We start from the raw sequence: 24,421 nt of genomic DNA, 5'->3' as shown, positions 1-24,421 counted from the left end.
GATTCTCCTTTTATTGAAGTCGTTGAACACGTTTTAATTTACGTGTTGGGTCCCATTGGTAATCGATAAATTGAATACTTGGGAGAATGAATTGTTTTTGCTGAGCTAAGAGTTCAAATTGAGCAAAGATCGCTTGCTCCATAGACTCTGTCCGGTGACTCAAGGCAATGGTAATGGATCCATCTGCCAACTGAGTTACTTGATAGTCCTGAATATTTTCGACAAAGAGAATGCACCGTCGAATAAAATCCGGATAGATTATCTGGCTACTGCCATCTTCTTTATTGAAATAGAAGATATCGTCCGATCGTCCTTCGATCTTTGCGATTCGAGTAAAGACGGAACCACAAGGGCAAGGAGACTTTTCTTCCACCAAAATATCATTGAGGCGGTAGCGATAGATAGGTTGACTGGTTCGTTTGAAATCCGTAATAATCGGATAAAAGCGGCTATCATCAAGATACTCTTTTTCGACAGACAAAATATCTTCGTTGAGATGTAGATTGCCTTCTGAACAGGTACAAGCTAAAAATCCCTCTGTCGCTTGATAGACCTGATCAACCTTGTCTAGTTGAAAAGCTTTGGCGATGGTCTGTGCATCTCGATCTTCTAGGATCTCTGCGACAGAAACAACCTTGACAGGTTGAATCGCAAGTTGCTGATTGCTGACATAGTTGGCTAACTCAATCAAGGTTGAAGCTGGTGCGACCACAATGGTTGGTTGATAGTCTTTGAGACGCTCTAAATGCTCCTTGCTATCCTTGAAAATATCAAAATATTCCAAGCGAATAAGGCCTGAATTAATGGTTTGATAAAGTTCATTGTCCGCTCGTAAGAAAAAGGCAATGCGATGACCAAACAGTTTTCCTTTCGGTAGCATCTTGGCTAAGATCGCTGCAGCCCACATGCTTCTTTCTTTTTCTGTGGTGACAAAAACTCCTCGGTGGCCTGAAGTCCCAGAAGACAAGCCTACTGCTACTTCTCCATTCATCTCAGTAAAATCTCGCGTCTGTTCTCCGCGAATCGCCATTTCTAAAGCCTGATCTCGATCCACCCCTAGGGTATTGAGTTCATTGAAATGTGTCATCATAAACGATTTATCCATCGTTCCAAAGGATTCGGGAGAATGGGTTTGAAAATAGGGAGATTGAGAAGTGATAAATGCATGGTAGCGTGCCAATTGCTTATCTTGGTATCGCTTCAAGGCCTCTTTTGAACGGAATCGGTGGCACCATCTGGTTTCAATAAAGGTTTTCAGAAAGACTGTTTTTTTCATTTAAAATCCTTTCAATCCGATCTTGCGGGTCGTGGCTGACAACAACTTGAATACCATCTTGCAAGAGTGTCTCCAGAAAATCAGCTCCTTTTAAATAAGCCTTCTTATCATCCTGAACCAAGGAAGGGATCAGTCGCATTTGCCGTGTGTAAGGCAAGAGGTCCACTCCCCAAGAAAGATCTGCTCCAATAAAGAGCTTGAGCTCATCCAGATAAAGACAGCCTTGCCCTCTCGCATGCCCATCGATGGACGAAACAAGAATGCTCCCATCCCCAAAAAGATCCGCAGTCGGGCGGTAAGGGAAAGCTGGATGCCTTTGATTTGCTTTGAGACAAGTCACCCGATCCTTGAAGTCAGCTGGCAAAAACTCTTTAAAAATCAGATCTTTAAACTTCGGTTTTTGGTACACCTCATAGACTTCCTGGGTGACAAAGAAATGAGCATTTGGGAAAAGGGCTGCTCCGCCGAGATGATCAGGGTGCAGATGCGAAAGAATCACATAGGAAATGGATGCCGGGTCAATCCCACGCTCATGCAATAAATAATCGATCTGGTCTTCTTTTTTCATCTGCATTGGGGTGGCTAGACGGTACCAGAAATACCGAGCTTTTTTCTTAATCTCGTAGTGATAGCCGGTATCGTACAAAATATAACCTTTTTCACGGTGCTGAATCAAAAAGACACCTGCAGGAAATTGCATTTTTTCATTTGGAATTCCTTTAAATAAGAGACCAGAATGACTGCTACAATAGCCTGCTGGAAAATAATCAATGCGCTTGATCATGTTGGACATAGTTGTCAATCCCTTCTTCAATAGTCATTTTTGGATAGTAGCCAAGTTCGGTTTGGGCCTTTTGAATATCGAGGGTTTGGCTATATCGAAGGAGATAATAGGTATAGCGAGTCAATGGAGGTTCAGCTTTCAGATGGAATAAACGATATACCCCTTCAAGGCTATAGGCCGCACCTGCTACAAGACCTGCCGGAATTTTCCGATAGCGAATCGGTTCTCCCAATCCCTTTAATGTTGTTTCGATCAAATACTTAAAGGACTTTGGTTCCCCATTTGTAATATTATAAACTTGTCCGTGAGCTTCTTTTGCTTCCAGAGCCAAGCGAATGGCTAGGGCAACATTTTCCACGCAGGTCATATCCATGAGTTGCTCTCCTCCTCGAATCAAAGGAATTCCAATTTTTCGACTGAGGCGTAAGACACGAGGCAAAATACTGGTATCCCCCACACCAAATAATCCTCTAGGACGCAAGATGATACTTGGCACATCCGGATAGTCAGAAAAAAGTTTTTCAGACACCAATTTGCTTCGGATATAATTGTTGAGGTGATTTTCTTTTGGAGCATCACTTTCCATGATGTTTAATTGATCTTTTCCAGCCGCGTAAATACTAGGAGAAGATACGTAAACCAAGCGTTTTACCGCATATTCACGGCACAATTCAAGGACATTTTGAGTGCCAACTACATTCGCCTGATAGAAGGCCTTCCAAGGTCCCCAGGCAGTGGATAAAGCTCCTGCATGAACTACAGCATCAACAGACTGAAAGGCTTGTCTTAATTCCTCAATAGAGCTCAAATCCCCTTTGATAAATTGGACGCGCTCACCTTCCAGAGCCTTCCCATTTTTTTCGTTTCGGCCAAAAGCTACAATGGAATAGTCGTGATCTAATAACTCTTCGATCACGTATTTTCCAAGGAAGCCAGTCGCACCTGTTACAAGAATTTTCATAGTTTTCCATCCGTTCCACGTCTTAATAACCGTTGAATCTCAAACTCCAAGGTGTCCAACGGCTTGTAGGTTTTTGAAAGTTTGTTTAGTCTCTCTAACTTTTCCCAAGATTCTTTTTCTAATAGGGCATTGAAACCTGCTTGAATCTCTTCGGTGCGATTGCGATGAGCTTGAAAAGCAATTCCTGCTTCTACTCCTCGAATCGCATAGTCAAATTGGTCATAATCATGTGGCAAGATCAAGGCTGGTTTTTTAAATTCGATACATTGATAAAAGATTCCAGCTCCTCCATGATGAATGACATAGTCCATCTGCGGAATATATTCTTTGTAGGGCAGATATGAGACAACCGTCACATTTGGTGCTACTTCTTCTTCAGAAAAGTCTTTTGCCCCATCACCTAAGGTGACGAAAAAGTGACATTCTGGATGCTCTTTGGCCAAATGCTTGGTTTGTTCTAGCAAATTCTCCTTTGCCCAAGGCAACTGGGTTCCACATGTCACGAGTACCTTCGTCTTGTCGTCGTAAGGACGGAGATCTAAAGGATAATCTTCAGCTTTTTCAAGAGAAGTCCCCAAAGGGCCAAGCCAGGCATATTGATGAGGGAAATGTGTTTTCAACTCAAGCTCCATCATACCAATTCCAAAGATGGCATAAGGAGAGTAGATGGTCTCCACTCCATTTTGATTGTACAACTTGAAATTGTAACGTTTTAAGCGTTTGCGTAAGAGGAAGGCGCCACAGTATTTTCCAATGCGCGTGAGTTTACGGCATAGTGCTTGGATCTTCTCTTCCTTCTTTGTGCGCGCGACTCCCATCCCTCCGAAGAAGCAAGGAGGACCATAAGGAGTTTCGATTGCAAATTGGGTCGCCATGGTGGTAATCCAAGGAATTTCTAACTGTTCTGCCACAAAACCAGCTGATAGAGTGATAAAGTCAGCAATGACAATATCTGGACGATTGACACGCCACTCCTCTAGCAATTGATCCGATACATGATTAATCAAATCAAGACTCCTAGACAATTGCCGATAAGCTGAAAATAGATTGTGTTTCTTATCGTTATTAGCCGCACGTTCAAACTCTTCTACTTTGTCCTCTAGAATCGGAACGACTGTGAAGCCGAGACTTTCTGCGACGGCTTTTTTCTGAGGACCCGTGAAAACTCGGATTTCCATAGTTGGATCATCTAATAAGGGTTTAACGAGATTTAAAGTTGGGTACAGATGCCCACTCAAGGGAACAGCTACCACATCAATTTTAATTTTTTTCATTTTTTCCTGCCTTATATCTCTTATTTAAGCTTTAAAACCTGCATCTATCTATTAATTCGTAAAAAAAATCAAAAATTGAAGAAAAAATAAAATTTTTTTTAAAAATTTTTAAAAATTATCAATGTTGCCTTTACTATCACTATTTAGAAAGAATGAGTTCTCACTAAAAAAGCTCCCAAATGCCCGGAGAATCTGCCTCGGACATTTGAAGAGTTTTCTATTTTTACGATTTGCGAGCCTAGTTATTTTCCAAATAAAATTCGAACCGCTCGCCGACATACTGACTTTTTACATACTCAAAAGCCGTCCCATCTTCAAAATAAGAAACCTGTGTCAGACCTAAAATAGCCTGGCCTTTTGAAATCTGTAAATAGTCCGCAATCTTATCCTTGGCCAATCGCGCATAGATGGTCTGGTGCGACTTTCCAATCTTATAACCATGACGCTCCAAGGTTTGGAAGAAATGGCTGGTAACCTCTTCGCGATTGAAATTCTTAATAAATTTCTCTGGAATAGAGGCCACTTCATAAACAACAGGGATCCCATCAGCATACCGGACCCGTTCCATCCGAATGATGGTTTCTGTCTTATCAATGCCCAATTTGTCCACTTCTTGGAGGCTAGGAATGGTTTTCCGGTAAGAAATCACTTGGCTAGAAGGTTCCTTGCCTTGCGATTTCATAATCTCTGTAAAACTGGTTGTGCCTCGCATTTTTTCTTGAACGCGCGTGCTGGTGATAAAGGTACCACTTCCTACACGTCTTTCAAGCACTCCTTCTTCAACCAGAAGGGTAATAGCCTGACGAAGCGTCATCCGACTCACTTGAAATTTCTCAGCTAGATCGCGTTCGCTGGGAAGACGCTCCCCGATTTTCCATATTTTTTGATCAATCTCAGACTTAATCTGATCATGAATTTGAATGTAAGCTGGAATCATAACCTTGCTCTTTCTCTGTGTTATCTCTATTGTAGCGTAAAATTCCTAATTCTTCAATCAGAGATTGGTAAAGACAAGGCTTTTGTGTTAGAATAGAGGAAAGTAAATTTCTTTAAGAAGGGGATAAGATGACAAACCTATCAACTGATTTGCATGATGTTGAAAAAATCATTGTGCTTGACTACGGCAGCCAATACAATCAGCTTATTTCACGTCGGATTCGTGAAATTGGTGTCTTCTCAGAGTTGAAGAGCCACAAGATTTCTGCTGATGAAGTTCGTGCAATCAATCCAGTTGGGATCGTTCTTTCAGGCGGACCAAACTCTGTATACGAGGAAGGTTCTTTTGATATCGATCCTGAAATTTTCGAACTCGGTATTCCAATCCTTGGAATCTGTTACGGGATGCAATTATTGACCCATAAATTGGGCGGGAAGGTCGTTCCTGCAGGTGATGCTGGTAACCGCGAATATGGTCAATCTGAATTGACTTTGACAGAGTCTTCTGCTCTTTTTGCCGGCACACCAGACAAACAATTGGTCTTGATGAGTCATGGAGATGCTGTTACAGAAATTCCGGCTGACTTTATCCGCACTGGTACTTCTGCTGACTGTCCATTTGCATCCATTGAAGATCCAGACAAGAAAATCTATGGAATCCAATTCCACCCTGAGGTTCGTCACTCTGTTCACGGTTATGACATCTTGCGTAACTTTGCCTTGAACATCTGTGGGGCTAAAGGTGACTGGACCATGGACAACTTCATTGACATGCAGATCAAAAAAATCCGTGAAACCGTCGGAGACAAACGTGTCCTTCTTGGTCTTTCAGGTGGTGTTGACTCTTCTGTTGTTGGGGTTCTCCTTCAAAAAGCTATCGGCGATCAATTGATCTGTATCTTTGTAGACCACGGTCTTCTTCGTAAAGGCGAAGCCGATCAAGTGATGGAAATGCTTGGTGGCAAGTTTGGTTTGAACATCGTCAAAGCAGATGCTGCCAAACGTTTCTTAGACAAATTGGCTGGCGTATCTGATCCAGAACAAAAACGGAAGATCATCGGGAACGAGTTTGTTTATGTCTTTGATGACGAAGCAAGCAAACTCAAAGATGTGAAATTCTTGGCGCAAGGAACTCTCTACACTGACGTGATCGAGTCTGGTACGGATACTGCTCAAACCATCAAGTCTCACCACAATGTGGGTGGACTTCCAGAAGATATGCAATTTGAACTGGTCGAGCCACTGAACACTCTTTATAAAGATGAAGTTCGTGCGCTTGGTACTGAGCTTGGCATGCCAGACCACATCGTATGGCGCCAACCATTCCCAGGACCTGGTCTTGCGATCCGTGTTATGGGGGAAATCACTGAAGAAAAACTCGAAACTGTTCGTGAGTCAGATGCTATCCTTCGTGAAGAAATCGCTAAAGCTGGTCTTGACCGCGATATCTGGCAATACTTCACTGTTAACACTGGCGTTCGTTCAGTAGGTGTTATGGGAGACGGCCGTACTTACGACTACACTATCGCTATCCGCGCTATCACTTCTATCGATGGAATGACAGCTGACTTCGCTAAAATTCCTTGGGAAGTTCTCCAAAAAATCTCAGTCCGTATCGTAAACGAAGTTGACCACGTTAACCGCATCGTCTATGATATCACAAGTAAACCACCTGCAACTGTAGAGTGGGAATAAAAAAAAGGTCCGGGGGACCTTTTTTTTACGAGCTTAGAAATAACAGAGCGAGTTAAAGGTCCGGGGGACCTTGATTCACGAGCCTAACATAAAATATCTAATTAAGTATAAAAATAGGAAATCACACAAAAAGCACTCTGACTTCTTGTCAGGAGTGCTTTCGTACTATTTTTATCCAACTAATCCACTAAAAAATTTGACGATGGCATTCCAGATGGCTCCGAAGAATCCGGCAATGGCATTCCACGCATTTGTAAAGAAGTTTCCACTGTCTTTTAGAATAGCATTTGTATCAAAATTGAGATTGATATTATTAAAGGTATCGCCTGCCTTGTCTACGATACTATCTTTCAGATCCGACAAGGTCTTCGTAAAGCTTTTGCTGCTAATGACGCTACTCTTTGAAAGGTTGACTGCGAAATTTACGATCAAATTGACTTGGTTACCCGTCACAGTTGTATCTAACTTATAATTTTTCAGGGTTTCTTCGACGATCTTTCGAATATCATCCTTGCTTAAATCCTGATTATTCTGTTTGGCATTGGCTACTGCTGTTTTAATGTCGGTCAATGCTACGTTTAACTTATCAGCATCGAAGTTTTTCTTACCAGCGTTTTCTTCATTGATCCCGGATAGAGTTTTTAACTCTTCTTGGGCCAGATCTTTGCTTTCTTGAGAAACCTTGGCACCATTTTTCTCAAGCGAGTAATAAATACCAGCCAAGGCACTTTCACCAGTCACCTGTATAGGAGAAGCTACTGTAATTTGAGCATGCTGCAATCCAAGTGTAACGGCTGCATTACGATACATATCTGCAGTGACCTTGGTGATGTTTTGAGGTGTCACGATATTCACTTCTAGTGGCTTATTTTTGCCCAATTTTTGAATTTTAACAGAGGAATAAAGTTCCAAACTATCATCGTTGGCAACGTTCATAATCGAAGAATAAACCTCTTGTGTCATGGTCTTCCACTCTTCTTTATCTTTCGAACTATCGTAGTTCAAGAGACTCAAAGTTTGTTCGATTTGACTTTGGTCTAGTGAATAGCCCAAAACATAGTCTGGTTTGACATAGGTTTCGTCAATGACTTTCTGCACATTGCTATCTGCAGAAACCCGAGGGACAGCTGTAAATAAGGCTAAAGTCGTCGTTACAAACAATGCAATCTTCTTTAATTTCATCTTTTTCTTCTTTCTAACTCAAATCAACTCCGGGCATCTCTTATTACCTTTCTCACCTCACTAGAGATGAAAAAAGAAGTAAATAAAGAGTTTACCCACTTCAATTTTCATTATACAGTTGATTTCTTAAAACTAGCTTACAGTTTTTTTAAGAATGCATGACATTTTTATTTTCCCCAAAGAAACTGGATCAACAGCTTATCTACTATTGGATTTTCATGAAGTTGGCTATGCTGGGCACCTTTACCATCAATCTTTTCTTCACGGTAGCTTTTTGCGCGCTCTACTACTAGGTAGCGAAGGGCTTTCGAAGAAACATTGAGAACCGATCCATCCGTCTCTCCACCGATATCACCATAGATATTAAGCACATCGATTTGATTTTCAGGATAGACTTCCCGAAGAGCTAAAAGATGCTGGTACTGCTCATTCATTGCGGAGGGTTTACCAGTTTGCGTATCTAGAGTCAACCCCTGGGGTAGGTTCATCCCTTCGAGTCCAGCAACATGGTTTGCAATGGCGACCTGCTTGATAATTTTTGGTAAATTCTCATCACTTCCATGTTCTAGAAGATAATATAAGACAGACATATTTCCCATAGAATGAGCGACAAGGTTCATTTCTTTGAAATGATAGGTGTCTTGAAGCTTTTTGACTACCTGATAGGCATAATTGCTGATGACTTTTGGATCGGGCGTGCGATTGTTTTGGTATTCCACTTTGATAATTGGATTGACTGCACCTTTTGGAATGGTCCCTGTCAGCCTTACCTGCCCATCTTCAGCCACGTTTGCAGTGATGACGGTTTGTGTCACCCCTGCTTTTTTTGCCGCATCTGTCATATGTTTTTCTGCATTGGCACTCGATCCATAACCATGAAAAAATAAGGTAGGACGACTACTTTGTAGGTAATTCGTGTGGTCCAGATGCGTTTTTTGTTGATACTTCCCAAAAAATGAGATACATAGGAGAATCAACCCCAAAAGCAGCCCGTAGAATGATTTTTTGTTCAATAGGAACTCCTCAAGATAATTTAAAACTAACTAGTATTTTATCATAGCTATTCAATGATTTCAAAATATTGAGAATGAAAGAGCCAAAATACACAAAAGATCGAACAATTAAGGAGATAGATAAGAGGCCAGACTACTTGTCCGACCTCTGAATTGATTGATTAAAACCATGAAAATAACTTCATAATCGTCATATTGGTTTCTACTAAACGGGAATAATAAATGTTACCCCCATTAATGTAGAGTTCCATCCCGTTTAAAAGAGAGATAGGGTGGAGGTAAAGATAAGTTTCACCGGTTACATTGCCAAGACTTGGCGCTACTACATCCCGTGAATAAGCGCGGGCCAACTCTAGGGAATTGGTTCCACCGTGTTTTGCGACGTAATCGATGTAGTCTTTCCCAAAATTATAGGCTTGAACCGCAGTCCAGCTATCAACGCCTTTTTTCTTGGCTTCTTTTAACTCATCTGAAAGAGTTTGAATTCCTTGGCGAATACTGGCCTTATTATCACTAATAGTATTGGTCTCACCACTTGCACTCTCACTCGCCTGCATGACATCGTCTTCTCGACCTTTGGTCTCCGTATAGATCATAGCAAGAATGAGGTTTTCATTGGCCGTGGTGTCCTCCTCAGCAAGGACTTCTCTAACCAGGGAGCGGTACTGCATGACTTGTTTGACGTCATGATGGATCTGAATTCCCTTGTAGATTCCAAATATTAGTAAGATGAATAAGAAGATCTTCACTATACGTTTAATCATTATTTACTCTGTATATCCTCAATATTTTTGATCAAAATAGAATAGGTCCCATTCTCGTTTAGAATAAATTCAACAGATTCTGCATCTTCATAGACATTATTCGGAACGATCAGTTCAATTCCATTTGACAATGACAATTTCTGATTTTCGAACTTCTTCAACTGGCGACTTGCATCAATCTCTTCAAAAGTGACAGGCTCTGGTACAGCTTCTTTGACTTGGTCAATAAAACTGAGGCGAGCTGTCAGATTATCATCGAAGAGATCATTCGCTAATTTCTCAGGAGAGAGTTTATTTTCTTCCTCAATATGGTTAAAAATAGCTGATTTAACCTTTGATTGAAATTGAAAATCATCTGTGTTGAAGCTTTCCGCAATCTTCTGGGCTGTTTTTTCTAGTGCCTTGATCGATTTTTTAGGAGAGATCTTGGGTTGCGCCTGCAACAGATTCTCAGAAAAATAGTTCAAGAACGTCCCGTTGTACTTGATCCGTTTTTCAATCAAGTGGTATTTGCGGCTTTGAAGATTGATGACCAAGGCCTCATCAGCACCAGTGCCAAAACCAGGTAGATTATTTTGCGTCAGCTTGATCGGATTGTCCACTTCATCGCCAAGATGGGTCAGTGTTTCCCGTAAGGCAATCCGAAGAAAGGCAAAATGGTCTACCCCTTCTTTTGAGAATTGAATGAACACCAAATCGTTGGTCTTTTGATTCTCAGAGACGACAAATTCTTCCTTCCAACGATTCGCTACTGCGACAGATGTTTCTAACAGATCATCTGAAATCATCTCAAGAAAAGGATTGTCCTCTTCGAAAATACCGGTCCTGGCTTCATCGGAATAAACTCGCTCAATCTTCTTGCGCAAGTATTCCTCAATTTTAGGCGTGATATTGAGGAATTTATCTGCCAGATAGAGATCGGTATCATCTGGGATGAATTGATGAATGATGGCTTTCTTTACGTAAATATCCATAAGATGATTTAGTCCTCGTAAAGTGGGAAGGCATCTGTCAAGGCTTTGACTTGAGCACGCACCTCTTCTAATACTGCTTCTTTATCTGCATTCTTCAGCGCTTTGATCATGAGTTCAGCAACGGTGCGACTTTCTTTTTCACCAAAACCGCGAGCAGTGATGGCTGCTGCACCAATCCGAATCCCACTGGTCTTAAATGGAGACAAGGTTTCATAAGGAATAGAGTTCTTGTTGAGGGTAATGTTGACCTCGTCCAGTAAGTTTTGCGCCACTTTCCCATTTTCAACGACTTTAGTCACATCGACAAGGAAAAGGTGGTTCTCAGTTCCGCCTGAAATGACACGGAAATCAGGATCTTGCAAGAAGACATCAGCCATAGCCTGACTGTTCTTAATCACGTTAGCTGCATACTCTTTAAAGGCAGGATCCAACGCTTCTTTGAAAGCAACGGCTTTAGCTGCAACAACATGCTCTAGTGGTCCTCCTTGAATACCAGGGAAGATGGCAGAGTTAATTTTCTTAGCTAACTCCTCGTCATTAGTCAAGATCAAGCCACCACGAGGACCACGAAGGGTCTTGTGAGTGGTTGTTGTCGTGATATGGGCATAAGGAACTGGACTCGGGTGAAGACCTGCTGCAACTAGACCAGCAATATGGGCCATATCAACCATGAGCTTAGCTCCTACTGCATCTGCAACTTCACGGAATTTTGAGAAATCAATAATGTGAGAGTAGGCTGAGGCACCAGCAACAATGAGTTTTGGTTTGACTTCTTGGGCTTGTTTTAAGATGGCGTCAAAATCCAAGAGTTCTGTTTCCGGATCTACACTATAGGACACAAAGTTATAAGTTTGACCAGAGAAGCTCACAGAAGCTCCGTGCGTCAAATGCCCACCGGCAGCTAGATCCATCCCCATGACAGTGTCACCAGGTTCAATCAAGGCCATATAGGCAGCACAGTTGGCCTGACTACCTGAGTGGGGTTGAACATTGGCAAACTTAGCCCCAAAAATTTCCTTAGCGCGTTCGATGGCCAGGCTTTCGACGACATCTACGACATCAGTCCCACCGTAGTAACGGCGACCTGGATAACCTTCTGCATATTTATTGGTCAGAATAGACCCTTGCGCTGCCATAACCGCCTTAGAGACGACATTTTCAGAAGCAATCAACTCGATATTGTTTTGTTGGCGTTCCTCTTCTTTGGAAATAGCATTCCATAGGTCTGCATCATAGGCTTTGTAATCTTCTTTATCAAAAATCATAGGTCTACTCCTTATTAAATAATTTTTTATATACATTATGACAGAGGAAGGTCATCTTCCTCAAAAGAAAGCTCGGGCACTTGTGCAAGCAAGTCAGCTTTCGTAATCGAACCTTGTCGTAAAATCCTCGCTTTGGAACCAGAAATATCTAGGATAGTCGAATCTTGCCCAGTAAGGAAAGCATCGTCCTCAAAGCCAGGAATTACCTGATCAAATTCTTTTACAATAGCTTCATACTTTGTTCCGCTAGCATGTCCAGATAGATTTGCAGAAGGACCAACTAAAGGACCATATTTACGAATTAATTCCAAGGTCTTTGGATGGGCTGGCATCCGAAAGCCAACCGTAGACATCCCTGAATGAATCCATTCTGGCACCTTTTCATTAGCCTGAAGAATAATAGTTAAAGGCCCAGGTAAAAATGATTCAATCAGTTTTGTTAAATAGCTAGGTTGATTTTTCGAATAAATTCGAACATCTTCTTCGTCAGCTACATTCAAGTTTAGAGCTTTCTCTCTCGGTCTACGTTTTAATTCGTAAATATAATCAACTGCCTCTTGATCCAAAGCTTTGGCAAAAATACCATAGACGGTTTCAGTTGGTAGAATGACTGCCCGGCCAGCTTCTAATTCTTTCTCAAATAGATCCATTGTCCACCACCACCATTCTATCCTGTCCAAATTGGTCTTTCAGAACGCGAACTCGTTTGTTGGGAAAAGCTTCTTGAAAGAGCTCCTTTACTTTTTCTCCTTGTTTATAGCCGATTTCTAGATAGATCTTTCCATCTGGTATTAAAACACTTGGTGCTTGCTGGGCAATCTTTTCGTAGATGGCATATCCATCACGATCCGCAAAGAGAGCTAAGTGGGGTTCAGATGCTAAAACGTTAGCTCCAACTTCTTCTACATCGTCCCGTGAGATATAGGGTGGATTGGAAACAATCAAGTCGTAAGGACCTTTTAGAGCATCCAATACATCTGAAGATTTAAAGGAAAGGACTGCTTCTAATTGTTGAGCATTTTCTTGAGCAAGCTCCAAAGCCATTTCTGACACATCAGTAGCTTGAACCTGCCAGTTAGGTCTAGCGAGGGCTAAGCTAATGGCAATGGCACCACTTCCTGTTCCGATATCCAGAACTCGTAAGGCTTCTCCATCGTTTTCCTCAAGTATGAGAGTCACCAACTCCTCAGTCTCTGGGCGTGGAATCAGCACGCGCTTATCAACTGTAAAAACATGGCCACAAAATTCTGCGCTCCCAATAATATATTGGGCAGGGATGTGATGTTTCAACTGCTCAAAGATGGATAGAAGCAAGGCCTGATCCTCTACTTCCACTTCTTTTTGCAAGGCAAGGACAAAGTCTGTAAAGGTCCAGTTTTTTAAAGCTCGATACGCGAAGGAGAGGCTTTCTGCTTCCTCTCCAACGGCTATTAATTCTTCTTCATACTGGGCTAATAATGATCCCAACAACATTATTTGTTCAACTCTTCTAGTTTTTGTGTTTGATCATACAAGACCAAAGCATCGACCACTTCATCTAATTTACCAGATAAGATAGTATCCAGTTTTTGAAGGGTCAAACCAATCCGGTGATCAGTCACACGGTTTTGAGGGAAGTTATAAGTCCGGATCCGCTCTGAACGGTCACCAGTACCGATAGTTGACTTCCGCTCTGCGTCTTGCTCGTCTTGGGCAATCTGAGCGAAGTGGTCAGCCACACGCGCACGGATGATCTTCATGGCTTTTTCACGGTTCTTCTGTTGGGTCCGTTCTTCCTGCATCTCTACCTTGATATTGGTTGGCAAGTGGACGATACGAACGGCTGTTGCAACCTTGTTGACGTTTTGTCCACCCGCACCAGATGCGTGGTAGATATCAATCCGAAGGTCTTTTGGATCAATGTCGTACTCAACTTCTTCAATTTCTGGCATGACCAGAACGGTTGCTGTAGAGGTATGGACACGACCTTGGCTTTCCGTCACAGGGACCCGTTGTACCCGGTGGGCACCAGATTCATACTTGAGTTTCGAGTAGACCGATTGACCAGAAACCATGGCCACTACTTCTTTGATCCCGCCAACGCCATTGTAAGAGGCTTCCATGACTTCAAAGCGCCAGCCTTGGCTTTCCGCATATTTTTGGTACATCTGCAAGAGGTCGCCAGCAAACAATTGGGCTTCGTCTCCTCCAGCTGCTCCACGGATTTCCAAGATAATGTTCTTGTCATCGTTTGGATCTTTTGGAAGAAGTAAGATCTTCAGTTTTTCTTCGTACTCTTCTTTTTCAGCCTTAGCATCTTTTAGCTCTTGCTTGGCCATTTCTTCCAAGTCCGCATCGCCGCCTGCTTCCTTAATCATTTCCTCAGCGTCGACAATGTTTTGAAGGACTTGTTTGTACTCACGGTATGCTGTCACCGTATCACGAGTGGAAGCCTCTTCTTTTGAAAGCTCCATAAAGCGTTTGGTATCAGAGACCACATCGGGGTCACTCAATAATTCTCCTAACTCTTCGTATCGGTCTTCTACAGCTTGTAGTTGATCATAGATATTCATGTTTGCTCCTTAATTCTTGGTTGTTAGATCATAGATTGCTACAATTTCGTTTTCTATGACTTCGCCAGTTTCTTTAAATCCATAATGGAGATAGCAAGATCTCGCTTGATTATTTTCCGGTTCATAAGATAACCAAAGACTTGTTGCTTTTCCAGCTGGCTCTGTTCGAACAAAGTCAATGACCGCATCCATAGTCGGTTTAAAATAGCCTAAACCTTGAAATCGTTTATCGATCATAAAACGAAATAACAAGTAGTTCCCCTTGCTGATCCCAATTTTCTGGTCATAGGCAATCATAACAAAACCAACCAATACTACCTTATCATAAACTGCTAAGGGAGCTATAAAATCACCATTTTTATCATATACATAGGCTTCAGCTAAACTAATGGAATTGGATGCAATAAAATTCCTTTGGTTTGGATGAACTTCTAGATTTAAAACGTCAAAATAATTCTCTATTGTAACATCTTTTAAACAAATAGACATTATTATCCTCTCTAAAACGTTCTAGACGCTTTCAGTTGGTATGTCTGGATTAAAATAATGTTTGCGGCAAACGGAGATATAGGTCTCGTGTCCACCGATCTGGATCTGCTCTCCATCATAGACAGGTTTACCTGCTTGGGTACGCAAAACCATGGTCGCCTTGCGAGAACAGTATTGGCAGATGGTTTTGATCTCCTCGATCTTGTCGGCTAACAAGAGGAGGTGTTTGGAACCTTCAAAGAGTTCATTTCGAAAATCATTTTTGAGACCAAAAGCCATCACTGGCACATCCAGTTCATCAACGACTCTTGCCAGATCATAGACATGGTGGCGTTTCAAAAACTGAGCTTCATCGATTAAGACACAATAAGGTTTGATTGCTTGGTTTTTAATAAAGCCAAAGATATCGGTTTCGTCTTCGATCGCAACGGCTTCCCGTTTCATACCGATCCGGCTAGAAACAACTCCAAATCCATCACGCGTATCGATTGCTGAGGTCATGATGACGACGCTCTTGCCTTGCTCTTCATAATTATGGGCCACCTTCAAAATCTCAATGGTTTTACCAGAGTTCATGGTCCCATATTTATAATATAATTGTGCCATTTTCCTTCTGTTCTCTCTAAAATGTGTTTCATTATCATTTTACCATAATTTTGCTGACCTTTGTATCCCAAAATGTGATAAAATAGTCCTATAAAAAATTTAGGAGGTGGCCATATGCCATTTGTACGAATTGATCTATTTGAAGGACGCACTTTGGAACAAAAGAAAGCCCTCGCTAAAGAAGTAACGGAGGCTGTTGTCCGCAATACTGGCGCTCCTCAGTCAGCTGTTCACGTTATCATTAATGATATGCCTGAAGGAACCTACTTCCCTCAAGGTGAAATGCGCACCAAATAATATTTCCACTAAAAAAACCTTTCTTGCTTGTGATAACACATAGCAGGAAAGGTTTTTTCTTATTTTTCTTGTGCTTGACGTTCTGCTTTACGTTCTTCGAATTCTTCGTCACTCATCAAGGTTCCGCCGACATTAGCTGATTTAGCAAAGGCTGTATAGCGGCGCAACCATCCACTTGAAATCTTAGATTTGAAAGGTTTCAAGTGTTTACGGCGTTCTTCAAGCGTTACATCATCGACAAGCAAATCAAGGGTACGATTTGGAAGATCAATCACGATTTCATCCCCATCTTCGATTAAGGCGATATTACCACCTTCTGCTGCTTCTGGAGAAACGTGACCAATCGCAATCCCACGAGTAGCTCCTGAGAAACGACCATCCGTAATGAGAGCCACATCCTTACCAAGACCGCGTCCGACAATCTTAGAAGTTGGCGCAAGCATCTCTGGCATACCAGGACCACCTTGCGGACCTTCGTAACGAATGACAACGACATGTCCCTTCTTGACTGTTCCATTGTCAATCAACTCAAGTGCTTGATCTTGTGAATCGCAACAAATAGCCTTACCGCGGAAAGTGGTCACAGATGGATCGACACCACCGACCTTGATAACCGCTCCATCTTGAGCAATATTTCCGTAAAGGATAGACAAACCACCAACTGGTGAGATAGGATACTCAATTGGATGGATAATTTCTTCATTTTTGATTTCCGCACCAGCTACGTTTTCTTTCAAGGTTTTACCAGTAACTGTAATACGATCACCCTTAATAGCACCTTTTTTGATCAACTGATTGATAATGGCTGGAACACCACCAGCTTCGTGCACATCATGCATAGTGTAAACACTTGAAGGTGCAATTTTAGAGAGATAAGGTGTCTTCTTGGCAATTTCGTTGATATCTTTGAGATCATAGTCAATCCCTGCCTCTCGCGCAATCGCAAGCGTGTGGAGAACAGTATTGGTTGAACCACCCATGGCCATATCAAGCGCAAAGGCATCATCGATAGCTTCTTTGGTCACAATATCCCGTGGACGGATATCCTTTTTAATATTCTCAACCAATTGTTTGGCCGCTTGGCGAACCAATTCGCGGCGTTCATCCGAAACAGCTAGGATGGTACCATTACCTGGAAGAGCAAGGCCTAATACTTCCATCAAACAGTTCATGGAGTTGGCAGTAAACATACCAGAGCAAGAGCCACAAGTTGGGCAAGCATTTTTTTCCAAGAAATCCAGCTCATCCATGCTCATATCACCAGCTTGATAAGTACCTACAGCTTCAAACAAACTTGAGAGAGTCGCCTGATGCCCCGTCATGTCAACGCCACCCTTCATAGGGCCACCAGAACAAAATACGGCAGGCACATTGGTCCGCATAGCTGCCAAAATCATTCCTGGTGTAATCTTGTCACAGTTGGGAATATAGAAAACACCGTCAAACCAGTGGGCATTGATGACCGTTTCAGCAGTATCAGCGATCAACTCGCGAGATGGCAAACTATAACGCATCCCGATATGGCCCATAGCGATTCCGTCATCAACACCGATGGTATTAAATTCAAAAGGAATCCCACCGGCCTCGCGAATAGCTTCCTTGGCAATATCTGCTAATTCACGCAAGTGAACATGCCCTGGAACGATATCAATATAGGAGTTACAAATTGCAATAAAGGGCTTTTGCATATCTTTTGCTGATTTTACTTGCCCTGTTGCATAGAGGAGACCACGCGCTGGTGCTCGGTCGATCCCCATTTTGATCATATCACTTCTCATCTTGTTCTCCTTCTAGTTCTTCATTTCTACCTCCTAATCTTACCACTTTGAACTCAATTGTCAAGAACTTTCAGAAAATTTATAATATTCACGGCACATAAAAAGCCTGGTTTCCCAGACTTCATTTTAGTTTGCCTGCTTTTTTTCGATCTGCCAAAGCCGAAGCTGGTAACAAATTCCACTCACGACAAGGCTAGAAATAAGGCCGATCCAATAAGCATAGGGACCCAAGTTGGTCACATGATCAAGGAAAATCCCTAGTGGGATAGAGATACACCAATAACTAAAAACGCCTAATAAGAATGGAACCGTTGTATCCTTATAACCCCGCAAAATCCCTTGTAGGGGTGCTGCAAAAGTATCAGCCACTTGGAAAAAGAGGCTATAAGTCATGAAAATCGCTGTTTGCTGCACAAAGACTGGATCCTTGCCATATAGCCCTGCTAGTTGGAAGCGGAATGTATAGAGAAAGACGAGGGTGACAATGGCAAAGCCAAAGGCTGTCAGCCGTCCCAAACGGCAATATTGTTTGACCACTTCTGGTCTTCCTGCTCCCAGTTCGTAAGATACGATAATCGCCATGGTACTGGAGATACTAACCGGGAAAGCATACATCAGGGTTGAAAAATTCATGGCTGATTGGTGACTCGCAATGGTAAGTGATGGGAATTTTGCCATTAACAGACCAACGAGCGAGAAGATGATGACTTCTGCAAAGACAATTCCACCGATTGGAAGCCCAAGTCGCAATACTTCTTTCATCCCTTTAAAATCATAAGGCTGCGGCTTCCATAATTGGAAAGGTGCTACCTTAGGATGCTTGCACAAGATCAAAACCGCAATAACCAGCAAGACCCAGTAGGCCAGAGAGGTTCCAAGTCCTGCTCCTGCTCCTCCCATCTCAGGAAAACCAAATGCCCCATAGATCAGGATATAGTTAAAACAAGCATTCAAAGGCAAGAGCAAGAGCATCAAGTACATGGATAGACGCGTCATTCCCAAAGTATCGAGGAAGGTCCGCACGATACTAAAGAGCAACAAAGGTAAGATTCCTAGAGAAAGGAAATATAAATAGCGAATGGCTATTTGGGCAACAACATTTTCTAAACCGATCTGCCTGAGAATCATGGGCGCAATCCCCCAAACAAAGCCTATTAAGAGAATGGCCATACCAAATGACAGATAGAGGAATTGGTAAAAATCGCCAGCAATCCGTTCTTTATTTCCCTTGCCTAAATGATGCCCAACAATCGGCGTCAGCGCAGAGACAATCCCTGTCAGGAAAGTAAAAAATGGATTCCACAGACTGGTAGCTGTAGAAACACCAGCCAAATCAAGGGTCCGGTACTGACCAGTCATGGCTGTATCGACAAAGCTGGCTGAATAATTGGCTAATTGGTAGATTAAAATCGGCAAAAATAGACTCAAAAACAAGCGCAAGCGCTCTTTAAAGTGATAGGTTACATACATGATTCTAACTCTCTTCTCATCAAATAAGATTTTCTCCTCTTCCACTCTACTATATGTTTCTTTAAAAGTCAAAAAAACCGAAGATCCAAGGACCTCCGGTTCATGTGAGATTAGTTTTTGTTGCGGTTTAAAATAGCATTGAGAACGATCGCCAAGACACTGGCAACGACAATTCCGTTCGCAAAGAACATTTGGAATCCTGTTGGAAGGCCATTGAAGAGGGTGCTGTTGTTCAAACCAACCCCTGCAGCAATCGATACAGCAGCGATCAAGAAATTGTGCTCATTGTGTTCAAAATCAACACGCGCAAGAATCTGCATCCCTTGAATCGATACAAAACCAAACATGACTAGCATCGCTCCCCCAAGAACTGGACTTGGAATGATTTGTGCCAAAGCTCCAAACTTAGGAAGGAGACCTAGAAGTACAAGGAAACCAGCCGCATAGTAGATTGGAAGACGAGTCTTGATACCAGATAATTTCACCAAGCCAACGTTTTGTGAGAATCCAGTGTAAGGGAAGGTGTTGAAGATACCACCGAGGAGAACGGCCAACCCTTCAGCGCGGTACCCATTGCGAAGGCGCGTGCTATTAATTGGATCTTTGGTAATATCAGAAAGAGCGAGATAGACACCTGTTGATTCCACCATAGAAACTGTTGCGATGATACACATCATTAAGATGGAGGTGATTTCAAACTTAGGAGCTCCAAAGAAGAAAGGTGTTGGAACGTGAACGACTGGTGCTTGCGTCACAGGTGTGAAGTCTACCAAGCCCATAGAAGCCGCAATGGCAGTACCTACGATCAAACCAATCAAAATTGAAATGGATTTAATAAAACCAGTCGTATAGATATTAACGACTAAAATGATGAGAATGGTCACCACAGCCAAAATCAAGCTTTGAACGGTTGGTTTTGGCGCATTATTTCCCATATTTCCAATCGCTACTGGAATCAAAGTCAAACCAATGGTGGTAATAACGGATCCCGTTACAATAGATGGGAAGAGATTGGCAATCTTAGAGAAGAAACCAGAGACAAGGATGACATAAATCCCTGAGACAATCAAGGCACCAAACATGGCACCACTACCATGGCTAGCCCCGATCATGCTGAGAGGTGCCACAGACTGGAAGGCAACCCCAAGGACTACCGGAAGACCGATCCCAAAGTATTTATTGAGCTGCACTTGAAGGAAAGTCGCAACCCCACACATGAAGATATCTGTAGAGATGAGGTAGGTTAGTTGATGAGCATTATAGCCCAAAGCTCCTGCGATCATGATCGGCACCAAAATAGATCCCGAATACATGGCCAAAAGGTGTTGCAAGCCTAGAATGGCCGCCTGTGAATGGCTTTCTTGTTTTTGCATTAGATGTCTGCCTCCTTGAATACAACCTGACCATTTTCAAAACGGTCCAAACGTGCGAGGGATACAACTGGATATCCCAACTCTTCTAACAATCCCCGTCCATCTTGGAAGGATTTTTCAATCACGATCCCAATCGCTTCGACTTGAGCCCCGGCTTGTTCGATGATTTGAATCAATCCTTTGGCTGCTTGACCATTTGCAAGGAAATCGTCAATGATCAAAACCTTATCTGATGGATCCAAGAATTTACCCGCAATCGAAACGGTGCTGGTGACTTGCTTGGTAAAGGAATAAACCTCAGCCGTCAAGATACCCTCATTCATCGTGATGTTTTTCGCCTTCTTAGCAAAGATCATGGGAACATCCAAGGCTTCGGCTACATAAAGGGCCGGTGCGATTCCAGATGCTTCAATGGTCACGACTTTCGTCACACCAGCATCTTTGAACCGGTCCGCAAAGGTCTGACCAATTTCTTTCATCAATTTGAAATCCACTTGGTGGGTCAAAAAGGAATCCACCTTGAGGATATTCTCACCCAAAACATTGCCATCTTTTAAGATGCGCTCTTCAAGTAATTTCATACTTCCTCCTACTTTTTTAAAAAATCCTCTACTTCATTCACAAAACACAAAAAGGCCTGCTAAGCAAGCCTTGAAATCTCTCTAGAAAGAGAAATAATCCCGACTTACTTATTGTTAGGTGTTCCGGCACCTTGTAGAAACATCACGCCCATTCGTGAAATAAATAAGTAATTCAATTAGTGTGCATCGCCATTCCAGATAGAATTCTTAACGATCACATAGTCAACATGTTTCAAATCTGCTAATTTCCGGCCTCCTGCATAAGAGATCGAACTTTGCAAATCTTGTTCCATTTCTGTCAAGGTATCTTGCAAATGACCCTTGGCAGGCAATAAAATCTTCTTACCTTCGACGTTCTTATATGCACCTTTTTGGTACTCTGAAGCAGATCCATAGTACTCTTTGAAAGACTCTCCATCAATCTCTACTGTTTTACCAGGACTTTCAATATGTCCTGCAAAAAGAGAACCGATCATGACCATAGACGCCCCAAAACGAATCGATTTGGCAATATCGCCATGGGTCCGAATACCACCGTCCGCAATGATTGGCTTACGCGCTGCTTTTGAGCACCAGCGAAGAGCAGCCAATTGCCAACCACCTGTACCAAATCCAGTCTTCACTTTGGTGATACAAACCTTACCAGGGCCGATTCCGACCTTAGTCGCATCAGCTCCCGCATTTTCCAATTCACGAACAGCTTCAGGTGTTCCAACATTTCCAGCAATGACAAAGGTATCTGGTAATTCTTTCTTGATGTGTTGAATCATCCGAATGACACTATCCGCATGACCGTGTGCGATATCAATAGTGATATACTCAGGAACATCTGCCTTTAATTGACTTACAAAGTCGTATTCGTATTCCTTAACACCGACTGAAATGGAAGCGATCAAACCTTGCTCATGCATGCGTTTGACAAAAGGAATCCGTCCCGCTTCATCAAAACGGTGCATGATGTAGAAGTAACCACCACGCGCCAACTGCTCTGCTACATTCTCATCTAAAATCGTCTGCATATTGGCTGGAACAACTGGAAGCTTGAAGGTATGCTTTCCAAATTGAACGGTTGTATCTGCTTCTGAGCGGCTATTGATGATACATTTGTTGGGAATCAACTGAATATCTTCATAGTCGAAAATAGGAAATTCATTTAACATAAATTGAAAAATCTCTTTTCTAAAAACTGACCTACCTATGCGCAAGCGCATCGCTACGTCTCTTGACGTTTCCTTGATAGATTATACCAAAGATACGGACCTAATGCAATGGGAATGATTTTATAGGAAATAACGTTCGGAAATTATAAGACAAAAACCTGTTTCAAACAGAGAAACAGGTTTTATTTATGAACATTTTGGAGCCAATTGTTGATTTCTCTAGCTACAATTTCAGGCGCCTCTGTATACAGTTCGTGCCCCAAACCTTCTAGCAAGACTTGCTTGATCTGGGGATCTAGTTGCTTCAGAGCATCTTTTCTCCATTCAGGTTCTTCTTGGTATCGAGGCCCGATAAAGAGGACAGGCAGGTCTACCAGTGGAATCTGGTAAGTCTTGATCTGACGCCGTAGACGCAATAAAGCCATGACCTTTTCGAGATCCAGATTTAATTCATATTGTTCACTCGCTGGATTCCAACGATAGCTAGCCTCTACCGCTTTTCGTGCTATAGGAGTAGGATCTGCTCCATCACCAAGTTCTGCTAACACGGCTTCTTCTAAAGTTGCAAAGACTTGCTGCTTCATGAAAGACGACGTGCCTTCTAGTTCTTCTTCAAGAGGCAGGATCTTTTCCATATCCAGATAGCCACCATCCAAGAGAATCAGAGCCTGGATCTGAGGAAACTCACTAGCCAGATAACGAGCCAAATCTCCACCCAAGGAATGCCCCAATAAACAGATCTCTTCTGCTTGGCCGATCTGACCTTGAAACCAATCACGAAGATCGTTTTCTGTCTCAATCATTTCCCTATAGGGATCTAGAAAGGTCACAGGAAAGCCTAGCTCTTCAATAAGTGGAGCCAGATGGTAGCGATTGCTACCGAGGCCACCAATAAAATAAAACTGCATGTGTTTTGTCCTCCTTTTTCATTTGAATATACTTAGAAGACTAGTTTTCTTCATTTGCTCCAGCCTCTTCAATCCAATATTGATCCTCTTTGGGGATCAAATGATCAAAACGTCCTGAAAAAACCTTCCATCCGTTTGGCACATATCTTTCGTAGTTTTTCATCCCCAGATGGTTTGAATAAAATTCTTCTTTATCAAAATCGATGAAAAGATCCGGAAGCAAGGCTTTTCCTTCCAGAATAATCTCTGAATTCAAGTTATCCTCTTCCATGGAGCGTTTGATCATTGAGATCAATTCTTCAACGGTCACCTTCAGCCAATCATCTTTATACATTTCTAAGTAGGACTCAAGATTGCTTTTTGTAACCACATAAAGATTCTGTTGAATCTCAGGTAAATAGGAAAAATCAAGATTCCAACCCGCTTCCTTGTAGGATTGAATATATTTATCAATATCCATTGTCCACATATCATTGGAACAAACGTACCAGTTAAAGCGATGATTCGCAATAACTCCAACAATATTTATTTCTGGCTTGTTTATTAATTGGTATTTATCCACTAGTATTTATCCTATATCTATTCTTCAATTGTAATTAATCCTCACCATATACATCGCAGCCACAAACCAACCAGAATTTTTCTTCTTCTGGAATCTTATCCCAAAATGATTTATATTGGCCTTTCCATGGTTCTGAAACATATTCTTCAAATGATACGTATTCTGCGTACTGCGAGTACAGTTCCATCTCATCCATATCAATAAACAAGGAAGGTTTAAAATCATAAACCGCGTTCAATCTATCTTCCTGATATGATTTAGCAAATGCTTCTCCTAGCTCATTTCGATCACATTTATATACTTCCATATCTTCTAAGAAATATGGCAATGTTTCATGGGTCAGTTTCGAATAACGTTTTCTCTCATCATACAGAGTATCAAGTGAATAGCGTGCCACCTCATAATCAATATACCAGAATTCTAAATCCGAAACATACCAAGTATATTTATTTTCATGTTTAAAAAGAACAACAATATTTTCACCGTACTTTGGTTCGATCATAATTTATTTACTCTCTTTT

25 protein-coding genes and 1 riboswitch are annotated in these 24,421 nt (G+C 42.0%); of the genes, 2 read left to right on the top strand and 23 right to left on the bottom strand.

Features of this window, described 5'->3' with window-relative positions:
- Nucleotides 1-10: 10 nt before the first annotated feature.
- From HMPREF2893_RS02905 to HMPREF2893_RS02885, 5 genes are all read right to left on the bottom strand, one after another.
- Complete coding sequence (locus HMPREF2893_RS02905; protein ID WP_070674138.1) at nucleotides 11-1,276, bottom strand: F390 synthetase-related protein; 1,266 nt, start codon at nucleotides 1,274-1,276, stop codon at nucleotides 11-13.
- Entirely contained in the window at nucleotides 1,242-2,069 is an 828-nt protein-coding gene (locus HMPREF2893_RS02900; RefSeq protein WP_070674135.1) for an MBL fold metallo-hydrolase, read from the bottom strand. The genes HMPREF2893_RS02905 and HMPREF2893_RS02900 overlap by 35 nt, the downstream gene beginning before the upstream one ends.
- Nucleotides 2,044-3,021 carry an NAD-dependent epimerase/dehydratase family protein gene (locus HMPREF2893_RS02895; RefSeq protein WP_070674132.1) on the bottom strand — a complete coding sequence of 326 codons (978 nt, stop codon included), beginning with the start codon at nucleotides 3,019-3,021 and terminating at the stop codon, nucleotides 2,044-2,046. Before HMPREF2893_RS02895 ends, HMPREF2893_RS02900 begins: the two co-directional genes overlap by 26 nt.
- Nucleotides 3,018-4,295: a glycosyltransferase gene (locus tag HMPREF2893_RS02890; RefSeq protein ID WP_070674128.1), complete on the bottom strand. Its 1,278-nt coding sequence runs from the start codon at nucleotides 4,293-4,295 to the stop codon at nucleotides 3,018-3,020. The genes HMPREF2893_RS02895 and HMPREF2893_RS02890 overlap by 4 nt, the downstream gene beginning before the upstream one ends.
- Before the next feature lie 238 nt (nucleotides 4,296-4,533).
- Nucleotides 4,534-5,232: a GntR family transcriptional regulator gene (locus HMPREF2893_RS02885; RefSeq protein WP_003016564.1), complete on the bottom strand. Its 699-nt coding sequence runs from the start codon at nucleotides 5,230-5,232 to the stop codon at nucleotides 4,534-4,536.
- A gap of 128 nt (nucleotides 5,233-5,360) precedes the next feature.
- Between HMPREF2893_RS02885 and guaA the strand changes: the two genes are divergently transcribed.
- Nucleotides 5,361-6,926, top strand: a complete 1,566-nt coding sequence (gene guaA / locus HMPREF2893_RS02880; protein ID WP_070674125.1) for a glutamine-hydrolyzing GMP synthase — start codon at nucleotides 5,361-5,363, stop codon at nucleotides 6,924-6,926.
- A gap of 171 nt (nucleotides 6,927-7,097) precedes the next feature.
- On the opposite strand, the gene HMPREF2893_RS02875 is transcribed toward guaA, so the two are convergent.
- From HMPREF2893_RS02875 to HMPREF2893_RS02830, 10 genes are all read right to left on the bottom strand, one after another.
- Nucleotides 7,098-8,108 carry a DUF1002 domain-containing protein gene (locus HMPREF2893_RS02875; protein ID WP_070674122.1) on the bottom strand — a complete coding sequence of 337 codons (1,011 nt, stop codon included), beginning with the start codon at nucleotides 8,106-8,108 and terminating at the stop codon, nucleotides 7,098-7,100.
- 167 nt (nucleotides 8,109-8,275) lie between these two features.
- The gene (locus tag HMPREF2893_RS02870) at nucleotides 8,276-9,070 is read right to left on the bottom strand and encodes an alpha/beta hydrolase (RefSeq protein ID WP_398577634.1); all 795 of its coding nucleotides are present in this window, start codon (nucleotides 9,068-9,070) and stop codon (nucleotides 8,276-8,278) included.
- Between the two features lie 212 nt (nucleotides 9,071-9,282).
- The gene (locus HMPREF2893_RS02865; RefSeq protein WP_003007284.1) at nucleotides 9,283-9,885 is read right to left on the bottom strand and encodes a lysozyme family protein; all 603 of its coding nucleotides are present in this window, start codon (nucleotides 9,883-9,885) and stop codon (nucleotides 9,283-9,285) included.
- Entirely contained in the window at nucleotides 9,885-10,859 is a 975-nt protein-coding gene (locus HMPREF2893_RS02860) for a nucleoid-associated protein (protein WP_070674118.1), read from the bottom strand. The genes HMPREF2893_RS02865 and HMPREF2893_RS02860 overlap by 1 nt, the downstream gene beginning before the upstream one ends.
- Before the next feature lie 8 nt (nucleotides 10,860-10,867).
- Nucleotides 10,868-12,124, bottom strand: coding sequence for a serine hydroxymethyltransferase (glyA, locus tag HMPREF2893_RS02855; protein WP_070674115.1), 1,257 nt, complete (start codon nucleotides 12,122-12,124; stop codon nucleotides 10,868-10,870).
- A 35-nt stretch (nucleotides 12,125-12,159) separates the two neighbouring features.
- The gene (locus HMPREF2893_RS02850) at nucleotides 12,160-12,774 is read right to left on the bottom strand and encodes an L-threonylcarbamoyladenylate synthase (RefSeq protein ID WP_070674112.1); all 615 of its coding nucleotides are present in this window, start codon (nucleotides 12,772-12,774) and stop codon (nucleotides 12,160-12,162) included.
- Nucleotides 12,761-13,597, bottom strand: coding sequence for a peptide chain release factor N(5)-glutamine methyltransferase (prmC, locus tag HMPREF2893_RS02845; RefSeq protein ID WP_070674108.1), 837 nt, complete (start codon nucleotides 13,595-13,597; stop codon nucleotides 12,761-12,763). The genes HMPREF2893_RS02850 and prmC overlap by 14 nt, the downstream gene beginning before the upstream one ends.
- Entirely contained in the window at nucleotides 13,597-14,676 is a 1,080-nt protein-coding gene (gene prfA / locus HMPREF2893_RS02840; protein ID WP_003007273.1) for a peptide chain release factor 1, read from the bottom strand. The genes prmC and prfA overlap by 1 nt, the downstream gene beginning before the upstream one ends.
- A 9-nt stretch (nucleotides 14,677-14,685) precedes the next feature.
- A complete protein-coding gene (locus tag HMPREF2893_RS02835) occupies nucleotides 14,686-15,165 on the bottom strand; it encodes a GNAT family N-acetyltransferase (protein ID WP_070674105.1) in 480 nt (159 codons plus the stop codon).
- Between the two features lie 21 nt (nucleotides 15,166-15,186).
- On the bottom strand, nucleotides 15,187-15,771 hold the full coding sequence (locus tag HMPREF2893_RS02830) for a thymidine kinase (protein WP_070674102.1): 585 nt from the start codon (nucleotides 15,769-15,771) through the stop codon (nucleotides 15,187-15,189).
- A gap of 114 nt (nucleotides 15,772-15,885) precedes the next feature.
- Here HMPREF2893_RS02830 and HMPREF2893_RS02825 point away from each other — a divergent pair, with 114 nt between their 5' ends.
- The gene (locus tag HMPREF2893_RS02825) at nucleotides 15,886-16,068 is read left to right on the top strand and encodes a 4-oxalocrotonate tautomerase (protein WP_001117401.1); all 183 of its coding nucleotides are present in this window, start codon (nucleotides 15,886-15,888) and stop codon (nucleotides 16,066-16,068) included.
- A gap of 59 nt (nucleotides 16,069-16,127) precedes the next feature.
- Here the strand turns inward: HMPREF2893_RS02825 and ilvD are convergent, their stop codons facing one another.
- The 8 genes from ilvD to HMPREF2893_RS02785 all read right to left on the bottom strand — a co-directional run bounded on the left by ilvD (nucleotide 16,128) and on the right by HMPREF2893_RS02785 (nucleotide 24,402).
- On the bottom strand, nucleotides 16,128-17,846 hold the full coding sequence (gene ilvD / locus HMPREF2893_RS02820) for a dihydroxy-acid dehydratase (protein ID WP_070674099.1): 1,719 nt from the start codon (nucleotides 17,844-17,846) through the stop codon (nucleotides 16,128-16,130).
- 126 nt (nucleotides 17,847-17,972) lie between these two features.
- Nucleotides 17,973-19,316 carry an MATE family efflux transporter gene (locus tag HMPREF2893_RS02815; RefSeq protein WP_070674096.1) on the bottom strand — a complete coding sequence of 448 codons (1,344 nt, stop codon included), beginning with the start codon at nucleotides 19,314-19,316 and terminating at the stop codon, nucleotides 17,973-17,975.
- Between the two features lie 110 nt (nucleotides 19,317-19,426).
- Nucleotides 19,427-20,689, bottom strand: coding sequence for a nucleobase:cation symporter-2 family protein (locus tag HMPREF2893_RS02810; RefSeq protein ID WP_003001507.1), 1,263 nt, complete (start codon nucleotides 20,687-20,689; stop codon nucleotides 19,427-19,429).
- On the bottom strand, nucleotides 20,689-21,270 hold the full coding sequence (locus HMPREF2893_RS02805; RefSeq protein WP_003001484.1) for a xanthine phosphoribosyltransferase: 582 nt from the start codon (nucleotides 21,268-21,270) through the stop codon (nucleotides 20,689-20,691). Before HMPREF2893_RS02805 ends, HMPREF2893_RS02810 begins: the two co-directional genes overlap by 1 nt.
- A 91-nt stretch (nucleotides 21,271-21,361) precedes the next feature.
- A riboswitch (purine riboswitch) is annotated at nucleotides 21,362-21,457 on the bottom strand.
- Nucleotides 21,447-22,430: a GMP reductase gene (guaC, locus tag HMPREF2893_RS02800; RefSeq protein WP_070674093.1), complete on the bottom strand. Its 984-nt coding sequence runs from the start codon at nucleotides 22,428-22,430 to the stop codon at nucleotides 21,447-21,449. It overlaps the preceding riboswitch by 11 nt.
- Before the next feature lie 182 nt (nucleotides 22,431-22,612).
- The gene (locus HMPREF2893_RS02795; RefSeq protein WP_070674091.1) at nucleotides 22,613-23,338 is read right to left on the bottom strand and encodes an alpha/beta fold hydrolase; all 726 of its coding nucleotides are present in this window, start codon (nucleotides 23,336-23,338) and stop codon (nucleotides 22,613-22,615) included.
- 40 nt (nucleotides 23,339-23,378) lie between these two features.
- A complete protein-coding gene (locus tag HMPREF2893_RS02790) occupies nucleotides 23,379-23,900 on the bottom strand; it encodes a hypothetical protein (protein ID WP_148131909.1) in 522 nt (173 codons plus the stop codon).
- 34 nt (nucleotides 23,901-23,934) lie between these two features.
- Nucleotides 23,935-24,402, bottom strand: a complete 468-nt coding sequence (locus HMPREF2893_RS02785) for a hypothetical protein (RefSeq protein ID WP_070674087.1) — start codon at nucleotides 24,400-24,402, stop codon at nucleotides 23,935-23,937.
- Nucleotides 24,403-24,421: the final 19 nt, after the last annotated feature.

The sequence above is a fragment of the Streptococcus sp. HMSC072C09 genome (assembly GCF_001813105.1).
Lineage (GTDB): Bacteria > Bacillota > Bacilli > Lactobacillales > Streptococcaceae > Streptococcus.
Note: the sequence above shows the minus strand (reverse complement) of the source record. Positions and strands in the feature narration are given on the sequence as shown.

Excerpts from the sequence above, each read along its gene's own strand:
- HMPREF2893_RS02875 (WP_070674122.1), bottom strand. The coding sequence starts at position 8,108 with ATGAAATTAAAGAAGATTGCATTGTTTGTAACGACGACTTTAGCCTTA.
- guaA (WP_070674125.1), top strand. The coding sequence starts at position 5,361 with ATGACAAACCTATCAACTGATTTGCATGATGTTGAAAAAATCATTGTG.
- prmC (WP_070674108.1), bottom strand. The coding sequence starts at position 13,597 with ATGTTGTTGGGATCATTATTAGCCCAGTATGAAGAAGAATTAATAGCC.
- HMPREF2893_RS02900 (WP_070674135.1), bottom strand. The coding sequence starts at position 2,069 with ATGTCCAACATGATCAAGCGCATTGATTATTTTCCAGCAGGCTATTGT.
- HMPREF2893_RS02830 (WP_070674102.1), bottom strand. The coding sequence starts at position 15,771 with ATGGCACAATTATATTATAAATATGGGACCATGAACTCTGGTAAAACC.
- HMPREF2893_RS02895 (WP_070674132.1), bottom strand. The coding sequence starts at position 3,021 with ATGAAAATTCTTGTAACAGGTGCGACTGGCTTCCTTGGAAAATACGTG.
- HMPREF2893_RS02890 (WP_070674128.1), bottom strand. The coding sequence starts at position 4,295 with ATGAAAAAAATTAAAATTGATGTGGTAGCTGTTCCCTTGAGTGGGCAT.
- HMPREF2893_RS02835 (WP_070674105.1), bottom strand. The coding sequence starts at position 15,165 with ATGTCTATTTGTTTAAAAGATGTTACAATAGAGAATTATTTTGACGTT.
- ilvD (WP_070674099.1), bottom strand. The coding sequence starts at position 17,846 with ATGAGAAGTGATATGATCAAAATGGGGATCGACCGAGCACCAGCGCGT.
- HMPREF2893_RS02825 (WP_001117401.1), top strand. The coding sequence starts at position 15,886 with ATGCCATTTGTACGAATTGATCTATTTGAAGGACGCACTTTGGAACAA.
- HMPREF2893_RS02860 (WP_070674118.1), bottom strand. The coding sequence starts at position 10,859 with ATGGATATTTACGTAAAGAAAGCCATCATTCATCAATTCATCCCAGAT.
- HMPREF2893_RS02815 (WP_070674096.1), bottom strand. The coding sequence starts at position 19,316 with ATGTATGTAACCTATCACTTTAAAGAGCGCTTGCGCTTGTTTTTGAGT.
- guaC (WP_070674093.1), bottom strand. The coding sequence starts at position 22,430 with ATGTTAAATGAATTTCCTATTTTCGACTATGAAGATATTCAGTTGATT.
- HMPREF2893_RS02865 (WP_003007284.1), bottom strand. The coding sequence starts at position 9,885 with ATGATTAAACGTATAGTGAAGATCTTCTTATTCATCTTACTAATATTT.
- prfA (WP_003007273.1), bottom strand. The coding sequence starts at position 14,676 with ATGAATATCTATGATCAACTACAAGCTGTAGAAGACCGATACGAAGAG.
- glyA (WP_070674115.1), bottom strand. The coding sequence starts at position 12,124 with ATGATTTTTGATAAAGAAGATTACAAAGCCTATGATGCAGACCTATGG.
- HMPREF2893_RS02885 (WP_003016564.1), bottom strand. The coding sequence starts at position 5,232 with ATGATTCCAGCTTACATTCAAATTCATGATCAGATTAAGTCTGAGATT.
- HMPREF2893_RS02795 (WP_070674091.1), bottom strand. The coding sequence starts at position 23,338 with ATGCAGTTTTATTTTATTGGTGGCCTCGGTAGCAATCGCTACCATCTG.
- HMPREF2893_RS02805 (WP_003001484.1), bottom strand. The coding sequence starts at position 21,270 with ATGAAATTACTTGAAGAGCGCATCTTAAAAGATGGCAATGTTTTGGGT.
- HMPREF2893_RS02905 (WP_070674138.1), bottom strand. The coding sequence starts at position 1,276 with ATGAAAAAAACAGTCTTTCTGAAAACCTTTATTGAAACCAGATGGTGC.
- HMPREF2893_RS02785 (WP_070674087.1), bottom strand. The coding sequence starts at position 24,402 with ATGATCGAACCAAAGTACGGTGAAAATATTGTTGTTCTTTTTAAACAT.
- HMPREF2893_RS02850 (WP_070674112.1), bottom strand. The coding sequence starts at position 12,774 with ATGGATCTATTTGAGAAAGAATTAGAAGCTGGCCGGGCAGTCATTCTA.
- HMPREF2893_RS02810 (WP_003001507.1), bottom strand. The coding sequence starts at position 20,689 with ATGCAAAAACAAGAAAGCCATTCACAGGCGGCCATTCTAGGCTTGCAA.